Here is a 19,415-nt window from a genome sequence, read left to right on the forward strand (position 1 = left end):
CAAGAAGGAGTATCCTTGCAACCCTGTCCCCAAGAACCCCAAGCATCACCAACATGACCGCAAATCTACCCTCCTGGCCCTATTCCCGTTACATCGCGCATCGCGGCGGCGGTCGTCTGGCGCCGGAGAACACCTTGGCCGCCATGCGCGTGGGCGCCGAGCACGGTTTCACGATGTTCGAATACGACGTCAAACTGAGCCGCGACAACGTGCTGGTGCTGATGCACGACGACGACGTCGACCGCACCTCGAACGGCACCGGCCCGGCCGCCGCCAAGACCTACAGCGAACTGGCGCAACTGGATTTCGGCAGCTGGCACTCGGCCGCTTACGCGGGCGAGCCCCTGCCCACCTTCGCCGCCGTGGCCCGCTACACCGTGGCCAACGGCATTGCCAGCAACGTTGAAATCAAACCGTGCCCGGGCCGCGAAGCCGAAACCGGCGCCGCCGTGGCACTGGCCTGCAAGCAGCTGTGGCAAGGCGCAAGCGTGCCCCCGCTGCTGTCTTCGTTCGCTGAAGAAGCACTGCAAGCGGCGCTGGAAGCCGCCCCCGAACTGCCGCGCGCCCTGCTGGTGGAAAAGGTGCCCGCCGACTGGCGCGAACGCCTTGCCAAATACAAGTGCGTTGCGCTGAACATCAACCAAAAAGACGCAACCCGCGAATTGATCGACGCCGTGCACGCCGCCGGCTATCGAATCGCGGCCTGGACCGTCAATGACCCCGAACGCGCCCGCTTGCTGCTGGACTGGGGCATCGACGGCATTTTCACCGACGAGCTGGCCGCGATCCGGCCGGCCGACTGAGGCAGAACGCCCCGTGTTCAGTTATCGCCACGCCTTTCACGCCGGCAACCACGCCGACGTGCTCAAGCACGCCATCCTGGTCCACACCCTGGACTACTTCAACAAAAAAGACGCGCCCTACTGGGTCGTGGACACCCACGCCGGCGCAGGCCTGTACAACCTGGAAAGCGACTGGGCAAACAAGACCTCGGAATTCGAGGAAGGCATTGGCCGCCTGTGGGAAGCCAAGGACCTGCCGCCGCTGCTGGCCGACTACGTCGCCCGCATTCGCGACTACAACACCAATGGCCGCTTGAAGCGCTATCCCGGCTCGCCGTGGCTGGCGCTGGATGTGATGCGCCCGTCCGACCGCCTGCGCCTGTTTGAAATGCACCCGACCGAAATCGACACGCTGGTCGTTAACCTGGAACACCAGGGCCGCACGGCGCAACGCCAGACCACGATTTATGGCGATGACGGCTTCGAAGGCGTAAAGGCCTTGCTGCCCCCGCCCACGCGGCGCGGCATGGTGCTGATCGACCCGTCGTACGAAGACAAGCACGACTATCGCCGCACCCTGATCACCGTGAAGGAATGCATCAAGCGCTTCGCCACCGGCACCATCGCTGTCTGGTACCCGCTGGTGCAGCGTCGCGAAGCCAGCGAGATGGCGCGCCACTTTGAAAACCTGAAGGTCAAGAGCTGGCTGCATGCCACGCTGACGGTCAAGAAGGCCACCATCGACGGCTATGGCCTGCATGGCAGCGGCATGTTCCTGATCAACCCGCCGTGGACGCTGCACGAAGGCCTGAAGCAAGCCATGCCCTACCTTGCCCGCGAACTGGGCCAGGACGAACGCGCGGGCTTCACCTTGCAGTACCGCGAAAACCCGTTCCCGGTGCCGAAGAAGCAATCGGACGACTAAGTCGACCAAGGCGACCAAGACCTAGTCGGCTACGTCGACCCGGTCTTTGGCGACCGGAAAAAAAAAAGGCCCGATCCTGATGGATCGGGCCTTTCTCATTCAGGGGCCGCCGCCCCTGCTTCGCACAGTCAAACCGTTTCTTGTTCCTGCGTTTCGCTGCACACGGACTCACGGGCGGCAGCCAGCTTGGCGGCCGCGTCGCGCAGCGCAGTGCGCAGGCCCTCTTCAATGACGGGGTGGTAGAACGGCATTTCCAGCATGCGCGCCACCGTCAATTCCTGCTGCACCGCCCAGGCAAGCAGGTGGCCAATGTGCTCGGCGCTGGGGCCGACCATTTCAGCGCCCAGGAAACGGCCCGTGGCGATGTCGGCGTACACGTGCAGCAGGCCCCTGTTCTTGAGCATGACGCGCGAACGGCCCTGGTCGCTGAAGTCCACCTCGCCGACCACGAACGTGCCGGGGATAAGACGGCCATAACCCTGCCCCGCCAACGCAATCTGCGGGTCCGAGAACACCACCGCCAGCGGCGCGCGGCGCAGCCCGTTTTGCAGATCGGGGAAGCGCGCGGCGTTTTCGCCAGCGATGCGGCCTTCGTCCGCGGCTTCGTGCAGCAACGGCGCGTCGGCGTTGGCGTCACCCGCGATGAAGATGGCGGAATCACCTGCCTGCATCGTTTCGCGGTTGAACACCGGCACGCCGTGCACGTTCAGTTCCAACGACGTGTTCTCCAGGCCCAGACCGTCCACGTTGGCGCGGCGGCCGGTAGCGACCAGCGCGTAGTCAAAGCGTTCGATGCGTTCGGCGTTATCCAGCGTGACGTAGCGCACTTCCACTTCGTCGCCCACCCGCGTGGTCTCCAGCACCCGGGCATCCGGGTCCAGATAGAACTCGCGTTGGAAGATCTTGCGGGCGCTTTGGCGGACCTGCGGATCGCTGATGCCACCCAGGCTGCCGCTGACACCGAACACGCGTACATCGACGCCCAGCCGCGCCAGCGCCTGGCCCAGTTCCAGCCCGATCACGCCGGGGCCAAACACCGCCACGCGGCGCGGCAGGTCGTCCCACGCAAAGACGTCGTCGTTCACCACCAGGCGGTCGCCCAGCGCGCGGAAAGGCGGCGGGACCGACGGCCGCGAACCCGTGGCGATCACCACGCGGGATGCATGCACCTCGGTGTGATCGTCGATCCGCAGCACGGTATCCGAGACAAAGCGGGCATAGCCACGCAGCTTGTCTTCAGCAGGAATGTTCTCGACGCCATCCAGCACAAAGCCCACGAAGCGGCCCCGTTCGCGTTTGACGCGATCCATGACTTCCGCGCCGTCCACCGTGATTTCACCGCCCACGTGCACGCCAAAGGCGTCGGTGTGCGCGGCGTTGTGCGCCGCTTCGGCGGCGGCGATCAACAGCTTGGAAGGCATGCAGCCCACGCGGGCGCAAGTCGTGCCGTAGGGGCCGCCTTCGATAAGCAGGGCGCGCTTGCCCGCCGCCTTTGCGGCGCGATAAGCGGCCAGACCAGCCGTGCCGGCCCCAATGATGGCGATATCGGTATGCAGAGTTTTCATGACTGTGGTTCCCTGTTGCGGGTAGCAAGGTTTCTAAAGGCGAGTTCCGCCTTGTTGCGCATCCTTGGGACGAACACCGTCCGGCGACGCCGCTTCGGGGTCGCAAAAGGAATGCAGTAAGGGTGCGTAAAAAGGGAAGCTCAGGCCGGTGCGGGCCAGGCGGTCTTTCGGCTACCGCCTGCCCTCACCGGCCGGGCACGGGGGGCTACCCCTGCCCGGCTGCTTTGGGCGGTTGCCCGAAGCCCTTAGGCGAAGTGCGCCTTCAGGTCTTCCAGGCCGCCGATCAGCGTGCCGTTGATGAACACCTGGGGCGCGGTGCCCTTGCCCGACACGGCGCCGATCACACGACCACGCACCTTGTTTTCCAGCGGGATTTCGATCGGGGCGTAGCCCTTTTCGTCCAGCAGTGCCTTGGCTTCCACGCAGAACGGGCAGCCCGGCTTGGAGAACACGACCACCTGGTCAGGCTTCTTGGCCGTCGGTGCAACGTGCGCCAGCATGGTGTCGGCGTCCGACACTTCAAACGGGTCGCCTTCCTTTTCCGGTTCGATGAACATCTTTTGCACGACGCCGTCCTTGACCAGCATCGAATAGCGCCAGCTGCGCTTGCCGAAGCCCAGGTCGCTCTTGTCGACCAGCATGCCCATGCCTTCGGTGAAAGCGCCGTTGCCGTCAGGCAGCAAGGTGATGTTGGCCGATTCCTGGTCCTTGGCCCATTCGTTCATCACGAAGGTGTCGTTGACCGACACGCACACAATACTGTCGACGCCGGCGTTGAAGAACGCGGGGGCCAGTTCGTTGTAGCGCGGCAAGTGGGTGGACGAGCAGGTCGGCGTGAAAGCGCCGGGAAGCGAGAAGACGACAACCGTCTTGTTCTTGAACAGATCGTCGGTCGTGACCTTCTTCCACGTGTTGTCCTCGCGGACGGGGAACGTTACGTTCGGGACACGTTGGCCTTCGCGGTTTTGCAGCATTCAAATCTCTCCTTGGGTAGCGGGTAGCGGGGTTTGTTTAACCACCATGGAAAGAATGATAAATGCCAGCTATCAATTAATCAAATTTAATAAACTTAATTGATCGATAGTTTTTTGCAATCAGACATTGAGAATCGAAAAGCGGTTTCTATCATAACCGCCCTTCGTTGGCTCAGTGGCTTAAACCCGGGCAGGCTCGTAGCCGGCGTCGCGGATGGCGGCTTCTACCTTGTCGGCCTCGTCCGTGCCGGACACCGTGACGCGGTGCGTCGGCAGGTCGACGGTAACGGTGGCCCCAGGTGCCGCTTGCGTCACCGCGCCGGTGATCGTCTTGACGCAGTGGCCGCAGCTCATATCCGGGACTTGGAATTCGATGCTCATGGTGGTTCTCCGTAAAGTCAGGGGCGGCGCGCAACAGATTTCGCACGCCATGCTTCGCAGCTTAAACATTCCCATCATGGCAAGGTCAAGCGTAAAATCCGCCTTGACCTTCCCACCATGGGAAGGATGAAACTGCAAGCTCCCCTCCCATCAGAGAACAGCCATGAGCGTTGCCAGCCCCTCCTCCACTCAGTTGGAACTTGCCATTGAAGGCATGACGTGCGCGTCGTGCGTCAAACGCGTGGAAAAGGCCCTGACCCAGGTGCCCGGCGTGGCCCAGGCGCAGGTCAACCTGGCCACCGAGCGCGCGCTGGTGTCGTTTGATGCCAATGCCGCGCAGCCGCAGGCGCTGGTGGATGCCGTTGTGAAGATGGGCTACGAAGCCCGGCCCATCGCCGCGCAGGACGACCATGCCGAACGCCAATCGCAAGCGCGCGATGCCGAAGCCCAGCGTCTGCAACGGGCATTCACCGTGGCGCTGGTGCTGACGTTGCCCGTCTTCCTGCTGGAAATGGGATCGCACCTGATTCCCGCCATGCACCATTGGGTGCTGGGCACGATCGGCCAGCAAAATAGCTGGCTGTTGCAGTTTGCGTTGACGACCGCCGTGCTGGTCTGGCCCGGCCGTCACTTCTTCACCAAGGGCTTTACGGCGCTGTGGCGGCGGGCGCCCGAGATGAATTCGCTGGTGGCGCTGGGCGCCGGCGCCGCGTGGGGCTATTCCGTGGTGGCAACGTTCGCGCCCGGCTGGCTGCCCGAGGCGGCACGCAACGTCTATTTCGAAGCGGCGGCGGTCATCGTCACGCTGATTCTGCTGGGCCGCATGCTGGAAGCGCGCGCCAAGGGCAAGACCGGCGCGGCCATCAAGCGCTTGATCGGCTTGCAGCCGCGCACGGCGCGTGTCATGCGTGACGGGCAGGCCTTTGATGTCGAGATCGAAAAGGTCAAGACGGGCGACGTCGTCATAGTGCGCCCCGGCGAAAAGATCCCGCTGGACGGCGACATCATCGAAGGCAATTCGTATGTGGATGAATCGATGCTGACGGGTGAGCCCGTCCCGGTCGAAAAGCAGCCAGGCATGCAAGCCACCGGCGGCACGTTGAACACGTCGGGCAGCTTCACGCTGCGCGTGACGCATACCGGCGCCGACACGATGCTGGCCCGCATCATCCGCATGGTTGAAGCCGCCCAGGGCGCGCGTCTGCCCATCCAGGCGTTGGTTGACCAGGTCACCGCGTGGTTCGTGCCGGCCGTGATGGCGGCCGCCCTGCTCACTTTCCTGACCTGGTTCTTCCTTGGCCCCACGCCCGCGCTGTCGCACGCGCTGGTCAACGCGGTGGCGGTGCTGATCATCGCCTGCCCCTGCGCGATGGGGCTGGCCACGCCCACGTCCATCATGGTGGGCACCGGGCGCGCGGCCGACATGGGCGTGCTGTTCCGCCAGGGCGACGCCTTGCAGACCCTGCGCGACGTCAACGTGGTGGCGTTTGACAAGACCGGCACGCTGACGCTGGGCAAGCCGACGATGACCGAATTGACGCCGGCCGCCGGATACGCCGAACACGACGTCCTGCAATGGGTGGCGTCGGTGCAGGCGCGTTCCGAGCATCCCATCGCGCTGGCCATTGTGGCGGCCGCCGAGGATCGCAAGATGGCGCTGCTGCCCGCCGATGGCTTTGCCGCCATTACCGGAGCAGGCGTGGAAGCTGCCGTGGCGGGCCACAAGATTTTGGCGGGCGCGGCGCGGCTGATGGCCGAACGCGGCGTGGATGTCAGCGTATTTGGCGCGCAGGCCGCCGATTGGGGTAACGAAGGCAAGACCCCGATCTACGTGGCGGTCGACGGCAAGGCCGCAGCCATGATGGCCGTGACCGACCCGATCAAGCCGTCCGCCGTGTCAGCCATTGCCGCGCTGCATGCGCAGGGCTTGAAGACCGCGATGATCACCGGCGACAACCGCTACACCGCGGCCGCCGTTGCGCGTCAACTGGGCATTGATGAGGTGCGCGCCGAAGTGCTGCCGGACGGCAAGGTGCAGGCGATTGAAACGCTGCGCGAAGGCGGCCGCAAGGTAGCCTTCGTGGGCGACGGCATCAACGACGCACCGGCCCTTGCCGCCGCCGATACCGGCATTGCCATCGGCACCGGCACGGACGTGGCCATCGAGGCGGCCTCGGTCGTGTTGATGGCCGACGACCTGCACGGCGTGCCCAACGCCATCGCGCTCAGCCGCGCCACGCTGGCCAATATCCGGCAGAACCTGTTCTGGGCGTTTGCGTACAACGCCGCGCTGATTCCGCTGGCTGCCGGCGCCTTGTACCCCGCCTTCGGCCTGTCGCTGTCGCCCATCTTTGCCGCCGGTGCCATGGCCCTGTCCAGCGTCTTCGTGCTGGGCAACGCGTTGCGCTTGAAGGCGTTCCGGCCGCGCACCGCTCACGTTTGATACCAGGAGCCTGACCATGAATATCGGCGAAGCCGCAAAAAGCTCGGGCATCTCGGCCAAGATGATCCGGTACTACGAAAGCATCGGGTTGATCGGGCCGGCGGTGCGCACGGATTCCGGCTACCGGGTCTACAGCGACCACGACCTGCACACGCTGCGCTTTGTGCGCCGCGCGCGTGACCTTGGCTTCTCTGTTGAGCAAATGAACGAGTTGCTGGCGCTATGGAAGGACCGCAGCCGCGCCAGCGCGGACGTCAAGCGCATTGCGCTGGAGCATGTGCAGGAGCTTGAGCGCAAGGCCGAAGCCCTGCACGACATGGCCGCCACGCTCAAGCATCTGGCGCAGAACTGCCACGGAGACGACCGGCCCGATTGCCCCATCCTGGAAACGCTAGGGCGCTCGCACTAGCAGCGCCGCCGCTACCCGCACTGGCGCCTATCAGTCTTTTACTGGCGCGACGGGTTCCGCGACGGTGTCGGCGTCGGCTTGCGCAACGTCGGCTTCGGAGGCTTGGCCGACAACGCCCGCTTCGGCAGCCTCGGCGGCAACGCGCGCGTGGTAGGCATCGGTTGCCGCTTGCTTGGCGGCCGCTTTTTCAGCGGCGGCAAGCGCCTTGGCCTCTTCTGCCGCGATGGCGTCGGCTTCGGCCTGGATGGCGCGCTGGCGTGCGCGTTCCTTGACCTCGGCCACGCCCTCGGCGTCCAACGATTCGAACACCGCAATCGATTCCACATGGCCCGTGTGCGGGAACATGTTGATGACGCCGGCGCTCTTCAATTCATAGCCCCCTTCGTGCACCAGAATGGCCGCGTCGCGCGCCAACGTGGCCGGGTTACAGGACACGTAGACGATGCGGCGCGGGCGCTCTTGCACGGACAATTCCGCCAGTGCCTGCGACACCGCGTGCGCGCCTTCGCGCGGCGGGTCGATCAGCATGCGGTCGAAATAGCCCAGGCTGCGCAGCCAGTGGGCGTCGACCTCGAACAGGTTCAAGGTGGCAAAGCTGGTGCGTTCGGCCAGGCCATGGCGCGCCGCCGCGTCAAATGCGCGGTCAGTCAGCGCCTTGCTGCCTTCCACGCCCACGGCTTCGCGGCCCTGGGTTGCCAGCGGCAAGGTGAAGTTGCCCAGGCCACAGAACAGGTCGGCGACGCGGTCGGTGGGCTGCACGTCCAGCAGCTTGAGCGCACGCGAGACCATCGCGCGGTTGATGGCGTGGTTGACCTGCGTGAAATCGGTGGGCCGATACGGCATGCGCAGCCCGAATTCGGGCATGGTGTACGACAGCGTGTCGGCATGCTCGCGCTCTAGCGGGTGCACCGTTTCCGGGCCCTTGGCCTGCAACCACCACTGCACGTCGTGCTTGGCGGCAAAGGCGCGCAGGATGGCGATATCGCCGTCGGTCAGGGGTAGCAGGTGGCGCAGCACCAGGGCCGTCACGCCTTCACCCAACGACACCTCGATTTGCGGCATGCGGTCAGGCGCCGACATTGAGCCGATCATCTCGCGCAGCGGCAACAGCAGGTCGCTGACGTGGCGCGGCAGCACATGGCATTCGCGCATGTCGGCCACATAGCTGCTTTTACGTTCGTGAAAGCCCACCAGCACCCCGCCCTTCTTGGGCACGACGCGCACCGACAGGCGCGCACGGTAGCGGTAGCCCCAGGTGGGGCCTTGCAGCGGCGGCAGGATAAGCGCGGGGCGCAGCTTGCCGACGTGCCAGAAGGTATCTTCCAGCGACCGTTGCTTGATGGCCACTTGCGTGCTGGGTTCCAGATGCTGCATGGCGCAGCCGCCACAGACCCCGAAGTGCGGGCAGCGCGGCTGGACGCGTTGCGACGACGGGCGCATGACCTCGTCCACGCGGGCGATTTCGTAGGATGGCTTGCGGCGCAGCGTTACGGTGGTGACCCGTTCACCCGGCAGCGCGCCTTCCACGAACACGACTTTGCCGTCGCGGCGGGCGATTCCCCTGGCTTCCAGATCCAGGGACTCAATACTCAAAACGTCTGACATCTCACGCAGTCCAGAATTACACGCAACCCATGATTGTAGAAGGACTGCGCCCATTCCCGGAAATGGTCTTTGACGGGGCCGGAAGGCCGGGGCGGAAGGCCGGAGCGGACGGCCCGGTGCACCAAGGTGCGCCGTCAAGCCGTCCGGGTGATGTCGGCGCATGTCGATTGCCACCACAACGCCGTCATGGCGGCCAATGCTGCCGCGGCTCCCGCCAGCGGCAACACGGGCAGTCCTGCCCAGGCGATGGTCAGGCTGCCCAGCCCGCCGCCCACAGCGGTGCCCAGGTTGAAAGAGGCGATGTTCAAGCCCGCAGCCACCGCCGTGAACGCCGGCACGTAATGCTGGGCCTGTTTGAGCAGTCGCAGCGTCAGCACGGTCACGATGCAAAAGAACACCAAGCCCAGCACCCCCGCCAGCGCCAGCACGGCCCAAGACGACGCGCGGAACTGGAACAGGGCCAGCATGGTTGCCACCAGGGCCGCCAACGCCAGCATGGCGGCGCGGTCGGGGTCCATGCGGTCCGCGAGATACCCGCCCAGCAGATTGCCGCCGATGGAAAACAGGCCGAACAGCAGCATGGCGGTGCTAAGTTGCCGCACACCGGCCCCGGTGACCTGCAACAGGTAGGGCGACACGTAGGTGAAAAAGCAGAACGTCGCCACGCTGACCAGCGCACCGACGCCGGCCGTCATCAACATGCGCGGGTGGGCAATGGCGCGCAAGCCTGCCGTCATGCCGGAGCCGGCTTGGGGTCGCGGCGGGACGCTGCCCCGTCGGCTTGGCCCCTGGCCTGCCAATTGCCCCGGCTGTGAGCCCGACTGTGCATCCGGCTGCGGCGGAGTCGACCGACCCGGCATGCAACACAGCAGCCCGCCCAGCCCAACCAAGGCCAACACACCAATCGCCAGGAACACCACGCGCCAGGACCACACGCTGCCCAGGAACGTGCCCAACGGCACGCCAAGCGCCAGCGCCACGGTCAGGCCGATCCACACGACGGCGACGGCGCGGCCCGCGCGTGCCGGCTCCACCAGCCGCGTCGCCGCGTCGGACGCCACGGCCATGAAGACGCCATGCGCCAAGCCGACGGCGAAACGCACGCCCAGCAAGACGGGCAGCGTCGCTGACACGCTCATCAAGCCGCTGCCCACTGCCAATGTCGCCATCGCGCAGGCCAGAATGCGGCGGTCTCGCCAGTGCGCCACCCACGCAGTCAGGAGCGGTGCGCCGATGGCAGCGCCAAAAGCGTAGGCCGCGATCGCCGTGCCCACAGCTTCAATGCGGGCGTGCAGGCTATCGGCCATCGCAGACACCAGGCCCGCGACAACAAACTCCGACAGGCCAAAAGCGAAGGTGCAAACAGAGAAGAGATAGACGGCGATGGGCATGAGGCTTCCGGGCTCGACAATGACAGTTGCCGAGCTTAGGGCGCCGCCCACTATTCGTAAAATATCTTATTCATGCACGAATAAGACTGTGTACGTCTTACCGATTTACTCGCGCTGCGCGTCTTGCGTAACTGAACGGACAACGTCCAGCAGGCGGTCCCGCACCGGAGAATCCCGCGCGGGATTCCACGCCATCAACAGTTCCACCTGCAACAAGGCAGCCGGCGCATCGGTCGCCAGTGGCCGAAACACCACGTCGGCGCGCCCCGCCTGAGCGACCGATGTGGGCAGCAACGCCACCCCGAAACCCGCCGCGACCAGCGCCGCCACGGTCTGCAACTGGCGCGCTTCCTGCGCCACCCGGGGAACAAAGCCGGCCGTCTGGCAAAGCTGGATCAACTGATCGTGAAACCCTTGGCCCAGCCGTCGGGGCGACGCCACAAAGTCCTCGTCTTTCAATGCAGCCAGCTCGACCACCGCGCGCGCTTGCAGGGGATGCCCGGCGGGCAAGGCCACTTGGATGGGTTCTTGCAGCAGCGATTCGAATCGCAGGCTGGGCGTCGTGGTACCGGGCGGCCGCATAAAGCCGATATCGGCGTGGCCGGCCTCAAGCGCCAGCACCTGCTCTTGCGTGGTGGCCTCTTGCAGCGTGAAGGCCACGGCGGGATGCGCGCCACGGAAGTCCCGCAACGCGCGCAATAACGCGGGATACGGCGCAATGTTGATGAACGTCAGCGTCAGGTGGCCGTCCATGCCTTGGGCGACGCGCCGCGCGTGGGCGACGCCGCCGTCCAGCGCGTCCAGAATGCTGCGTGCCGATTGCAGGAACGCCGCGCCGGCCGGGGTCAGCGCCACGCTGCGATTGGTACGTACAAACAGCGCCGCGCCGATCTCCGCTTCCAGCCTGCGGATAGCCTGACTGAGCGGCGGCTGCGCCATGTGCAGGCGCTGCGCCGCGCGATTGAAGTGCAGGGTTTCCGCCACGGCGACAAATTGCCGCAACAAACGGGTTTCGATCATCAAGACGCCCAGGATATTGTTCTGACGCCGTGAGTATATTTTTATCCTGGGCGCGGATCAGTCCAGCTCGGCGCGAGAAAACAGATCTTGAATCAGCTTTTTGTCTTCGCACGCAGCCTTGAACGCCAGGGCGAAGGCCTTAAGCGCTTCGCTATCGGACGAATAAGCGCAGAACGTATCGGCTTCCGGATCGAAATCGATCGACTCATCCAGGTCCGGCTGTTTCTCGGTCAGAAAAACGACCGCCAGCGAGGTCCAGTCGTAGCCCGTCCCCAGGAAACCCTCTACCCGTCTGCGGCGGAAAACTTCTTCCTTGTATTCCCCGACATTCAGGCTTACCGAGAAGTTGCCTTCGTATTCCATCCAGGAAAAAGGCTTGATTGCTTCTTCGAAATCGATAGTCACTGCGCTCAAAGCTCCTTGAATCGCCGGCCGCCAACAATAGCGGCCGGGCTGATGCGCGGAACGTGCCCGCCGCATCTTGTGCGCGCCCATTAGAGGCAATTATTGCGATGTGTGCAACGCGCCCGATTTTTGCCCCGACCTGGGGCGCGCGTGCCGGCCCGCCTGACAGCCCCGCTGCAACCGCTCAAAAGCGCGCAGGCCAATGATAAAAAAAGGGGGAATTGAAGGGGACTGCCCCATCAGGCAGTCTCCATCAATCCCCCCAAACGCCGGCGCCCATCAAAGCGCCGCCACGGATTACCGGTCAGAACGTACGTGCCACCGAGAACACCGCACCCAGTCGGCCGGACGGGTGGCCGTACTTGGTGGGCAGCCAGTTGTCCTTGGTGGCGCCCACGGCCGCCAGCCCCAGCACCCAACCCTTGATGTCCTTGGTGACGCCCAGCTTGTAGTCCACGTAGTGGCCGATGGAATCGCCATCCATGTTTGTTTGGTTCTTCAGCTTTTGATAGCCCAGGTGTCCCAGCAGGCCCCAGCCATCGCCAAGGTCGAACGTGGCGGTGCCGTCCAGGTACCACGTACCCTTGCTGTCGGGCGTGCTGAAAAAGTCGCTGGGCGTGTAGGAATACTTCAGCGAGTAGTTGCCGTAAGACGCGCCCAGGTAGAGGTCGGTGTTGTTGTAATTGCCGCCCTTGGGCGAGCTGGAGCCGGGGTAGTAGTAATGCAGCACGCCGGCGTCCACCGTGAAGCCGCCGCCCACGTCGCCCTTCCAGCCGCCGTAGAAATCCATTTCCAAGTTGCCGTCGGTAAACACGAAGTCGGAGACGTTGGAGTTCCAGTTGCCCAGGTAGAAGCCCGAACTATGGGTCAGATCGATGCCAACTTGCACGGCGGGCCGAAAGTCGGTCTGGGAATAGCCGCGGAAGCGATAGTCGCTGGCGATGGTGGCGTTACCGCTAAGAGAAAAACCGCCTCCAAGATCGGTGGGTTCGGCCTGGGCCGTCGAGGCGAAACAAGCGGCAAGCGCAAAAGGCAAGGCTAGCAACGTCTTCTTCATGGTGCGGAGTCCTGATCGGATTTAACGAGGAGGAGGACGGCCGTTGGCGCATCCGTCTGGCCGGCTTTGCTGCGGTAGGTGCCGGCTCTATTCCCTTCAAGCAATGTCCATGCCAGGTTTCATTCGGGTGACAAACCGCTGGCTGCAAGCTGATAGACAGGCTGGTGCGCCCGCCCGGGGCGTCCTGCACCGCCCGTCATGGTTCAAGATGGCGCGCTGCGTGCACTACAAGCGGGCAAGCGCCGACATGCCAACGGCGCGCCATGCATCAAGTTGGGGCGCGGGACGTAGCGTCGAAATCAAGCAGCGTCGAAATCAAGCAGCGTCGAAATCAAGCAGAGCCGATCCTGGCAGAGTCGAATCCAAGCCCAATAAAAAACCCCGGCACGCCGCGTGGCGTGTCGGGGTTGGTCTTGCCCGCGTCCACCCCACAAAGGCGGCGGACGGGACTGGCTTAGTTAGCCGAGGGCGCGGGCGGCGGAGGTGCATCCGCACCGGCCGCAGGAGGCGGCGGCATACCCGGCTTGCCCTTGCCGTGGCGCCCTTCCATCTTGGCGTGACGTTCCTGCATCTTGGCTTCGCGGTCCTTGACCATCTTGGTCACCTGGCCGCGCTGCGTGTCGTTCAGGCTGTCCCACACCGCCAGCCATTGGTCACGCACCTGCTTGGCTTGCGGGCCGAACGCGTCGTGCGACTGCTCGGACTGCGCCGCCAGCGCGCGCGGGTCCAGCTTGCCGCTGTCCAGTTGCGACTTCAGCAGGTCGTGGCGCTTGGCGCCGGCGGCGCGCATCGCCTCGTGCAGGCTGCGCTGGCCGTCCTGCGCGGTCTTGAACAGCGCTTGTTGCTTGTCGTCCAACTTCAGCTGGTCGACCTGCGCCTTGGAAACCGGACCCAGGCCCGGAATGAACAATCCGTCGCGCATGCCCTTGTGGAACTCGCCACCACGCGGGCCTTGGTGATGCATGGCGGCCGGGCCACCGTCGGCCGGCGCCGGGGGTGCAGCCATGGCGGAGCCAGCCACCAAACCGCCCGTCGCGGCGACAAAAGCAAGAGCGGCCAAATTGGAGCGAATAGCGAATCGGGACATGTGTGTCTCCTGAAAGTGAAGAAAGCGAGGCCATTGTGCTGTCGGCCCGGTTTCAACGGGGTTTCGCCGTCGCGTTCCATGTTTCAGTCGATTGCGTGCGTGCCAGACGTGAAAACGGAGCCTTGGAAGGCCCCGTTCTGATCCTGATCCACCACGCCGAAGCTCGCCTCGGGGCGGCGCCGGGTGGCGTCAGGTAGCGTCCCACGCCGCCATGTATTCCTTCCAGTGCGGTGCGTCGCTGGCGGACAGCGTATCGCGCACCAGGGCGATCTCGGCGTCATACGCCGTGCGGTCCAGCTCGCCACGCAGGAAGCGAAAGCGGCAGTACACCAGCCAGGTGTTGACGACGTCGGTTTCGCAATAGGCGCGGACCTCGTCGGCGCGGCCGGTGTGCCATGCTTCCCAGACCTTGCTGCCGTCCATGCCCAGCTTGCCGGGAAAGCCGCACAGCTTGGCCAGGTCGTCCAGCGGCGCGTTGGCGCGGCCGTTGTACTTGGCCAGCACGTCCATCAAATCCAGATGCCGCGTGTGATAACGGGCAATGTAGTTGTTGAACTTGAAATCGCGGTCTTCTTCGCCCATGTCCCAATAGCGGGGCGCGGGCACGCCCAGGATCAGGCTGCGGTAGTGCAGCACGGGCAGGTCGAAACCCGAGCCATTCCAGCTGATGAGCTTGGGCGTATAGCGTTCGATCGTCTTGAAGAAACCGGCCAGCAAGGCGGCTTCAGGGTCGTCCGCCTGGCCCAGCGTCTTGACGCGAAAGCCTTGGTCGTCGCGGAACACACAGCCCACCACCGCAACCTTGTGCAGATGCAGCGGCAGGAAATCGTGCCCGACGGCTTCGCGGCGCGCGGCCAGCGCGCGTTCCACCACTTCCAGGTCCGAGACCTCTTGGCCCCAGCCGTTGAGCTTGCGCAGCCCATCGGCATCGGGGATGGTTTCAAGGTCGAATACCAGGGTGGGCGTCATCGCGTGGGCAGGTACTGCATCGGGTCGACCGGCGTGCCTTGGCGACGGATTTCAAAGTGCAGGCGCGGCGACGTAGTGTCGCTTTGGCCAAGTTCGGCGATCTTGGCGCCGCGCTTGACGTTCTGGCCCGTCTTCACGAGCAGCGCGCGGTTGTGCGCGTAAGCGGTAATGAAGCCGTTCTGGTGTTCAACGATGATCAGGTTGCCCAAGCCGCGCACGCCGTTGCCGCTGTACTTAACCAGGCCATCCGCCGCGGCGGTGATCGGGTCGCCCAGCGCGCCGGAAATGTCGATGCCCTTGCTGCTGGCGTTGAAGGTCTGCACGATGGCGCCGCTGGCCGGCCATGCCCAGTTGATGACGCTGGCGTCCGCCGCGCGCGGGGCGGGCTTGACGTCGACCGGCGCGGGCGCGGGCGTTGCATCGGGCGGCGGCGTGGTCGTCGTGGCAGCGGGGGTTTCCGGCTGGTCAAGCGGACGCGGTTGCGGCTTGACGCTGGCGATCGGTGCGGGCTGCGCGCCCGTGCTGGAGCCGCCGGACATCTTCAGCACCTGGCCGACCGAGATCTGGTTGGGGTCGCTGAGGTTATTCCAGCGCTTGACGCTTTCGATATCCACGTTGTTGGCGCGGGCGATCTTGTAAAGCGTGTCGCCCGGCTTGACCACATAGCTGCCACCGGGCTGAGCCGTTGACGCTGGCTGTCCGGCGGTCATGTCGACCACCGGAGCGCGAGTTCCTTTTGATGCGCAGCCGGCCAAAATAGCCAGGCTGAGTGCCCCCACGATAAAGAGCGGGCGGCGCAGGCGCGTCATGGACGCGCCCATAGTCATATCGGTCAGTTGCGACTGCCCGTTGAGCATACGTTTCTCCTGTTTGCTCAAGATTGTATTCCGGCGCGTAGCGGCACAAAGCGCACGGCCTCTAATTCAGTGCGTTTCCAGCTGGCCGCGCCGGTGCGTTCGATCAGCACCAAGCGCTGGTTCGTGCCCCCTTCGGGAGCGATCAGGCGTCCGCCCGGCGCCAGCTGCGTAAGCAGCGCTTGCGGAATGGCCAGGCCAGCGGCAGCCACAACGATAGCATCGAACGGCGCCACGCCGGGCAGGCCCAGCGTGCCGTCGCCATAGATCAGGCGGATGCGCGTCGTCAGCCGCAAGGCGCGTAAATGCTCGCGCGCAAGCTCGTAAAGACCACGGATGCGTTCAATGGAATGGACCTCGCGCACGAACTGCGCAAGCACTGCCGCTTGATAGCCGCAACCCGCGCCCACTTCCAACACGCGGGTCGGCGCGCGGTCTTCGCAAGCCGCCGCGATCATGCGCGCGACCACCCACGGTTGCGAGATGGTTTGTGAATGGCCGATGGGCAACGCGGCGTCTTCGTACGCGCGGCTGGCCAGTGCTTCGTCGACAAACAGATGACGCGGCACGGCGGCCATGGCGTTCAAGACGCGCTCGTCGGTGATGCCCTGGCCCCGCAGGCGCTGCACCATCGCCTGGCGCAGTCGGTCCGAATTCAAGCCAAGATTGTTTCCCGCCGCAGGCGCCGGCGCCTGGGTCTGGCGGGGCAGCGTGGCGGCTGAAATACGGGTGTTGCTGTTGGTGGCCGTGACGCCGGGGCTGAGGCGACCCGAGTCGTAGCGGGCCGGGCTGGGCCGGCCGGGCACGGCCTGCGAGACATCGGGTTGGCTTACGCGTTTGCGCATAACGGCTCCGCCCAGGTTCTGATTTCGTCCAGCTGGCTGTGCTGGGTCAGGTCCAGCCGCAAGGGCGTGACCGATACCGTGCCCTGCTCCACCGCATGGAAATCGGTGCCGGGCGTGGCGTCGGCCGCCAGGCCGACCGGGCCGATCCAGTACACCGTGTCGCCATAAGGCGTGGTGGTGCGCACGACGGGCTGCGAGGGATGCCGCTTGCCCAAACGCGTAACCGCGAAGCCGTGCAGGTCTTCAAAGCGGCGGTTCGGGATATTGACGTTCAGCAGTACGGGCGCGGCCAGCGGTTGGGCCAGATGGCGTTCCACCACCTGGCGGGCCGCGCGCGCGGCTGACTCGATGTGTTCCCAGCCCTTTTCGGCCAACGAAAACGCAATGGCGGGAATGCCGAACAGATAGCCTTCGCTGGCGGCGGCCACCGTGCCGGAATACAAGGTGTCGTCGCCCATGTTGGCGCCGTTATTGATGCCGGACACGACCAGGTCGGGCCGGGTATCCATCAAGCCGGTCAGCGCCACGTGCACGCAATCGGACGGCGTGCCATTGACGGCGATGAAGCCGTTCGAGGCCGTGCGCACGGACAAGGGGCGGTTCAAGGTCAGGGAATTGGAAGCGCCGCTGTGGTTGGTCTCGGGCGCAACGACGGTGAGATCGCCCAGGCCTTGCAGCGCCGCTACCAGCGCTTCGAGCCCAGGGGCCGAATAACCATCATCGTTCGAAACCAGAATTCGCATTGTGCATCCGAAAGAAAATAAAACGCGGAAGGACGTGTCGGATTGTACCGTCCGCCGTCCCGCCCTGTATGACTGCGTGCAACCACGGGGCTTGGACGCCACGCTCGATAACCCGTAGCCAGGGGTGGCGCGCGGCGCGGTAGAATCCGCGCCATTGCGACAACAACGGACTCCCTTTCCATGGCGATTACCGAACCCTCCCTGGCGTTCACCGCCGCGCTCATCCTGCTGGCCTACCTGATCGGCTCCGTGCCGTTCGCCGTGGTCGTCAGCAAGCTGATGGGGCTGCAGGACCCTCGCAGCTACGGGTCCAAGAACCCGGGCGCGACCAATGTGCTGCGTACCGGCAACAAGACGGCCGCCGCGCTGACCTTGCTGGGCGACGCGGCCAAGGGTTGGTTCGCCATCTGGCTGGCCGAAAGACTGGCCCCCGGCATCGCGCCGGCCGGTCTGGCGCTGGTGGCGCTGGCCGCTTTCGTGGGCCACCTGTACCCGGTTTTTCTCGGTTTCAAGGGCGGCAAGGGCGTGGCTACGGCGCTGGGTGTGCTGGTCGCGATCCAGCCCTGGCTGGCCGTGGCCACCGCCGCCACCTGGCTGATCGTTGCCGTGTTCTTCCGGTATTCGTCGCTGGCTTCGCTGGTGGCGGCATTCTTCGCGCCGGTCTACTACGTGTTCGGCTCGGGCCTGGCCTGGTACGCGCAGCCGGCCATGGGCGTGGCGCTGGCGGTGATCGGCGTGCTGCTGTTCTATCGTCACCGCGCCAACATCACGCGCCTGGTCCAGGGCACCGAAAGCAAGATCGGCGGCAAGAAAAAGCCCGGTTGATCAGGCAATATCGGCAAGATCCCAGCGGGGTTTGACCGTGAAGCTGTGCGCATCGGCGTCCAGTTTCACCAGCCCGGCCTTGACCCTTTCAGCCGCCGCGAAGGCGATCATCGCGCCGTTATCGGTGCACAGCTCCAAGGGCGGAAAATACGCCTGGGCCCGCAAGGGCTTGAGCGCCGCGGCCAATTTGGCCCGCAGCAACTGGTTGGCACCCACGCCGCCGGCCACCACCAGACGGCGCAATCCCGTCTGCTTCAACGCCTTGATTGCCTTGGCGGCCAATACGTCCACGATCGCGCCTTGGGTAGCCGCCGCCAGGTCGGCCCGCGTCTGCTCGTCCAGCCCGCCCGCCTTTTCCGCCGCCTTCACGCGGGTCAGCACGGCGGTTTTCAAGCCGCTGAAACTGAAGTCCAGGTCACCGCTGTGCAACATGGGGCGCGGCAGGTCGAAACGGCTGGCATCGCCCTGCCCCGCCAGCTTTGCCAGCGCCGGGCCGCCGGGATAGCCCAGGCCCATCAGCTTGGCCGATTTGTCGAAGGCTTCGCCCGCGGCGTCGTCCAGCGTTTCGCCCAGCAGTTCGTAGCGTCCCACGCCGTCCACCCGCATCAGCTGCGTATGGCCGCCGGACACCAGCAACGCCACAAAAGGAAAGTCGGGGCGCGGGTCGGCCAACATGGGCGACAGCAGGTGGCCTTCCAGGTGATGGATGCCGATGGCCGGCAAATGCCGTGACCACGCGAAGGACTGCGCCACGCTGGCGCCTACCAGCAAGGCGCCGGCCAAGCCCGGCCCGGCCGTATAGGCCACCGCGCCGATATCCGACATTTGCAGGCCCGCGTCTTGCAGCACCTGGCGAGTCAAGGGAACCACGCGCCGGATATGGTCGCGCGAGGCAAGTTCGGGCACCACGCCACCATATTCCTGGTGCATGGCGATCTGGGTATGCAGCGCGTGCGCCAGCAGGCCGCGTTCCGTACAGACGGCTGCGACACCGGTTTCGTCGCAGGAGCTTTCAAAGCCGAGGATAATCATGGCGGCAGAGTTTACAACTGATGCGAAAATACGCGAGTTTTGAAATGGTGCGGCCCCTGTGGGGCGCCGCCTACAACAACCGACAAGCCTGCAAACACACTGG

Annotated in this window: 19 protein-coding genes; 5 read left to right on the forward strand and 14 right to left on the reverse strand. The window is 64.9% G+C overall.

Annotation, left to right across the window (positions count from 1 at the left end):
• Positions 1–53 precede the first annotated feature (53 nt).
• Positions 54–803: a glycerophosphodiester phosphodiesterase gene (ugpQ, locus tag YH64_RS14680; protein WP_046804975.1), complete on the forward strand. Its 750-nt coding sequence runs from the start codon at positions 54–56 to the stop codon at positions 801–803.
• A 13-nt stretch (positions 804–816) separates the two neighbouring features.
• Positions 817–1,707 carry a 23S rRNA (adenine(2030)-N(6))-methyltransferase RlmJ gene (locus tag YH64_RS14685; RefSeq protein WP_046804976.1) on the forward strand — a complete coding sequence of 297 codons (891 nt, stop codon included), beginning with the start codon at positions 817–819 and terminating at the stop codon, positions 1,705–1,707.
• Positions 1,708–1,835: 128 nt separating this feature from the next.
• Here the strand turns inward: YH64_RS14685 and YH64_RS14690 are convergent, their stop codons facing one another.
• The 3 genes from YH64_RS14690 to YH64_RS14700 all read right to left on the reverse strand — a co-directional run bounded on the left by YH64_RS14690 (position 1,836) and on the right by YH64_RS14700 (position 4,627).
• A complete protein-coding gene (locus YH64_RS14690; RefSeq protein WP_046804977.1) occupies positions 1,836–3,272 on the reverse strand; it encodes a dihydrolipoyl dehydrogenase in 1,437 nt (478 codons plus the stop codon).
• Between the two features lie 245 nt (positions 3,273–3,517).
• A complete protein-coding gene (locus YH64_RS14695) occupies positions 3,518–4,246 on the reverse strand; it encodes a glutathione peroxidase (RefSeq protein ID WP_046804978.1) in 729 nt (242 codons plus the stop codon).
• A 180-nt stretch (positions 4,247–4,426) separates the two neighbouring features.
• Positions 4,427–4,627, reverse strand: coding sequence for a heavy-metal-associated domain-containing protein (locus YH64_RS14700; RefSeq protein WP_046804979.1), 201 nt, complete (start codon positions 4,625–4,627; stop codon positions 4,427–4,429).
• Positions 4,628–4,790: 163 nt separating this feature from the next.
• Here YH64_RS14700 and YH64_RS14705 point away from each other — a divergent pair, with 163 nt between their 5' ends.
• Both YH64_RS14705 and cueR read left to right on the forward strand, forming a co-directional pair.
• Positions 4,791–7,070, forward strand: a complete 2,280-nt coding sequence (locus tag YH64_RS14705) for a heavy metal translocating P-type ATPase (RefSeq protein WP_046804980.1) — start codon at positions 4,791–4,793, stop codon at positions 7,068–7,070.
• Positions 7,071–7,086: 16 nt separating this feature from the next.
• Positions 7,087–7,479, forward strand: a complete 393-nt coding sequence (gene cueR, locus YH64_RS14710; RefSeq protein ID WP_046804981.1) for a Cu(I)-responsive transcriptional regulator — start codon at positions 7,087–7,089, stop codon at positions 7,477–7,479.
• A gap of 30 nt (positions 7,480–7,509) precedes the next feature.
• Here the strand turns inward: cueR and rlmD are convergent, their stop codons facing one another.
• The 10 genes from rlmD to surE form a co-directional block, all read right to left on the reverse strand.
• Entirely contained in the window at positions 7,510–9,084 is a 1,575-nt protein-coding gene (rlmD, locus tag YH64_RS14715) for a 23S rRNA (uracil(1939)-C(5))-methyltransferase RlmD (RefSeq protein WP_046804982.1), read from the reverse strand.
• A 134-nt stretch (positions 9,085–9,218) separates the two neighbouring features.
• Positions 9,219–10,475, reverse strand: a complete 1,257-nt coding sequence (locus tag YH64_RS14720) for an MFS transporter (RefSeq protein WP_046804983.1) — start codon at positions 10,473–10,475, stop codon at positions 9,219–9,221.
• Positions 10,476–10,580: 105 nt separating this feature from the next.
• Complete coding sequence (locus YH64_RS14725; protein WP_046804984.1) at positions 10,581–11,495, reverse strand: LysR substrate-binding domain-containing protein; 915 nt, start codon at positions 11,493–11,495, stop codon at positions 10,581–10,583.
• A 57-nt stretch (positions 11,496–11,552) separates the two neighbouring features.
• The gene (locus YH64_RS14730; RefSeq protein WP_240434101.1) at positions 11,553–11,900 is read right to left on the reverse strand and encodes an Imm51 family immunity protein; all 348 of its coding nucleotides are present in this window, start codon (positions 11,898–11,900) and stop codon (positions 11,553–11,555) included.
• 304 nt (positions 11,901–12,204) lie between these two features.
• Entirely contained in the window at positions 12,205–12,957 is a 753-nt protein-coding gene (locus YH64_RS14735) for a TorF family putative porin (protein WP_046804985.1), read from the reverse strand.
• A gap of 454 nt (positions 12,958–13,411) precedes the next feature.
• Entirely contained in the window at positions 13,412–14,044 is a 633-nt protein-coding gene (locus YH64_RS14740; protein ID WP_046804986.1) for a hypothetical protein, read from the reverse strand.
• A gap of 189 nt (positions 14,045–14,233) precedes the next feature.
• On the reverse strand, positions 14,234–15,013 hold the full coding sequence (locus tag YH64_RS14745; RefSeq protein ID WP_046804987.1) for a 3'-5' exonuclease: 780 nt from the start codon (positions 15,011–15,013) through the stop codon (positions 14,234–14,236).
• Positions 15,010–15,870, reverse strand: coding sequence for a peptidoglycan DD-metalloendopeptidase family protein (locus YH64_RS14750; protein ID WP_046804988.1), 861 nt, complete (start codon positions 15,868–15,870; stop codon positions 15,010–15,012). The genes YH64_RS14745 and YH64_RS14750 overlap by 4 nt, the downstream gene beginning before the upstream one ends.
• Before the next feature lie 17 nt (positions 15,871–15,887).
• A complete protein-coding gene (locus tag YH64_RS14755; protein WP_046804989.1) occupies positions 15,888–16,712 on the reverse strand; it encodes a protein-L-isoaspartate(D-aspartate) O-methyltransferase in 825 nt (274 codons plus the stop codon).
• Complete coding sequence (gene surE / locus YH64_RS14760; protein ID WP_046804990.1) at positions 16,697–17,455, reverse strand: 5'/3'-nucleotidase SurE; 759 nt, start codon at positions 17,453–17,455, stop codon at positions 16,697–16,699. Before surE ends, YH64_RS14755 begins: the two co-directional genes overlap by 16 nt.
• Positions 17,456–17,635: 180 nt before the next feature.
• On the opposite strand from surE, the gene plsY reads away from it, so the two are divergent.
• On the forward strand, positions 17,636–18,280 hold the full coding sequence (gene plsY / locus YH64_RS14765; protein ID WP_046804991.1) for a glycerol-3-phosphate 1-O-acyltransferase PlsY: 645 nt from the start codon (positions 17,636–17,638) through the stop codon (positions 18,278–18,280).
• Here the strand turns inward: plsY and tsaD are convergent, their stop codons facing one another.
• Positions 18,281–19,312: a tRNA (adenosine(37)-N6)-threonylcarbamoyltransferase complex transferase subunit TsaD gene (gene tsaD, locus YH64_RS14770; protein WP_046804992.1), complete on the reverse strand. Its 1,032-nt coding sequence runs from the start codon at positions 19,310–19,312 to the stop codon at positions 18,281–18,283.
• Positions 19,313–19,415 lie beyond the last annotated feature (103 nt).

It is taken from the genome of Achromobacter sp. LC458, from assembly GCF_001005835.2.
GTDB classification, from domain to species: Bacteria; Pseudomonadota; Gammaproteobacteria; order Burkholderiales; family Burkholderiaceae_B; genus Achromobacter; species Achromobacter spanius_B.

Bases quoted from the DNA above. Each gene is read 5' to 3' on its own strand.
- rlmD (WP_046804982.1), bottom strand. From the start codon at position 9,084: ATGTCAGACGTTTTGAGTATTGAGTCCCTGGATCTGGAAGCCAGGGGA.
- ugpQ (WP_046804975.1), top strand. From the start codon at position 54: ATGACCGCAAATCTACCCTCCTGGCCCTATTCCCGTTACATCGCGCAT.
- YH64_RS14745 (WP_046804987.1), bottom strand. From the start codon at position 15,013: ATGACGCCCACCCTGGTATTCGACCTTGAAACCATCCCCGATGCCGAT.
- YH64_RS14755 (WP_046804989.1), bottom strand. From the start codon at position 16,712: ATGCGCAAACGCGTAAGCCAACCCGATGTCTCGCAGGCCGTGCCCGGC.
- cueR (WP_046804981.1), top strand. From the start codon at position 7,087: ATGAATATCGGCGAAGCCGCAAAAAGCTCGGGCATCTCGGCCAAGATG.
- YH64_RS14725 (WP_046804984.1), bottom strand. From the start codon at position 11,495: ATGATCGAAACCCGTTTGTTGCGGCAATTTGTCGCCGTGGCGGAAACC.
- YH64_RS14690 (WP_046804977.1), bottom strand. From the start codon at position 3,272: ATGAAAACTCTGCATACCGATATCGCCATCATTGGGGCCGGCACGGCT.
- YH64_RS14740 (WP_046804986.1), bottom strand. From the start codon at position 14,044: ATGTCCCGATTCGCTATTCGCTCCAATTTGGCCGCTCTTGCTTTTGTC.
- plsY (WP_046804991.1), top strand. From the start codon at position 17,636: ATGGCGATTACCGAACCCTCCCTGGCGTTCACCGCCGCGCTCATCCTG.
- YH64_RS14750 (WP_046804988.1), bottom strand. From the start codon at position 15,870: ATGCTCAACGGGCAGTCGCAACTGACCGATATGACTATGGGCGCGTCC.
- YH64_RS14705 (WP_046804980.1), top strand. From the start codon at position 4,791: ATGAGCGTTGCCAGCCCCTCCTCCACTCAGTTGGAACTTGCCATTGAA.
- YH64_RS14700 (WP_046804979.1), bottom strand. From the start codon at position 4,627: ATGAGCATCGAATTCCAAGTCCCGGATATGAGCTGCGGCCACTGCGTC.
- YH64_RS14735 (WP_046804985.1), bottom strand. From the start codon at position 12,957: ATGAAGAAGACGTTGCTAGCCTTGCCTTTTGCGCTTGCCGCTTGTTTC.
- tsaD (WP_046804992.1), bottom strand. From the start codon at position 19,312: ATGATTATCCTCGGCTTTGAAAGCTCCTGCGACGAAACCGGTGTCGCA.
- surE (WP_046804990.1), bottom strand. From the start codon at position 17,455: ATGCGAATTCTGGTTTCGAACGATGATGGTTATTCGGCCCCTGGGCTC.
- YH64_RS14720 (WP_046804983.1), bottom strand. From the start codon at position 10,475: ATGCCCATCGCCGTCTATCTCTTCTCTGTTTGCACCTTCGCTTTTGGC.
- YH64_RS14695 (WP_046804978.1), bottom strand. From the start codon at position 4,246: ATGCTGCAAAACCGCGAAGGCCAACGTGTCCCGAACGTAACGTTCCCC.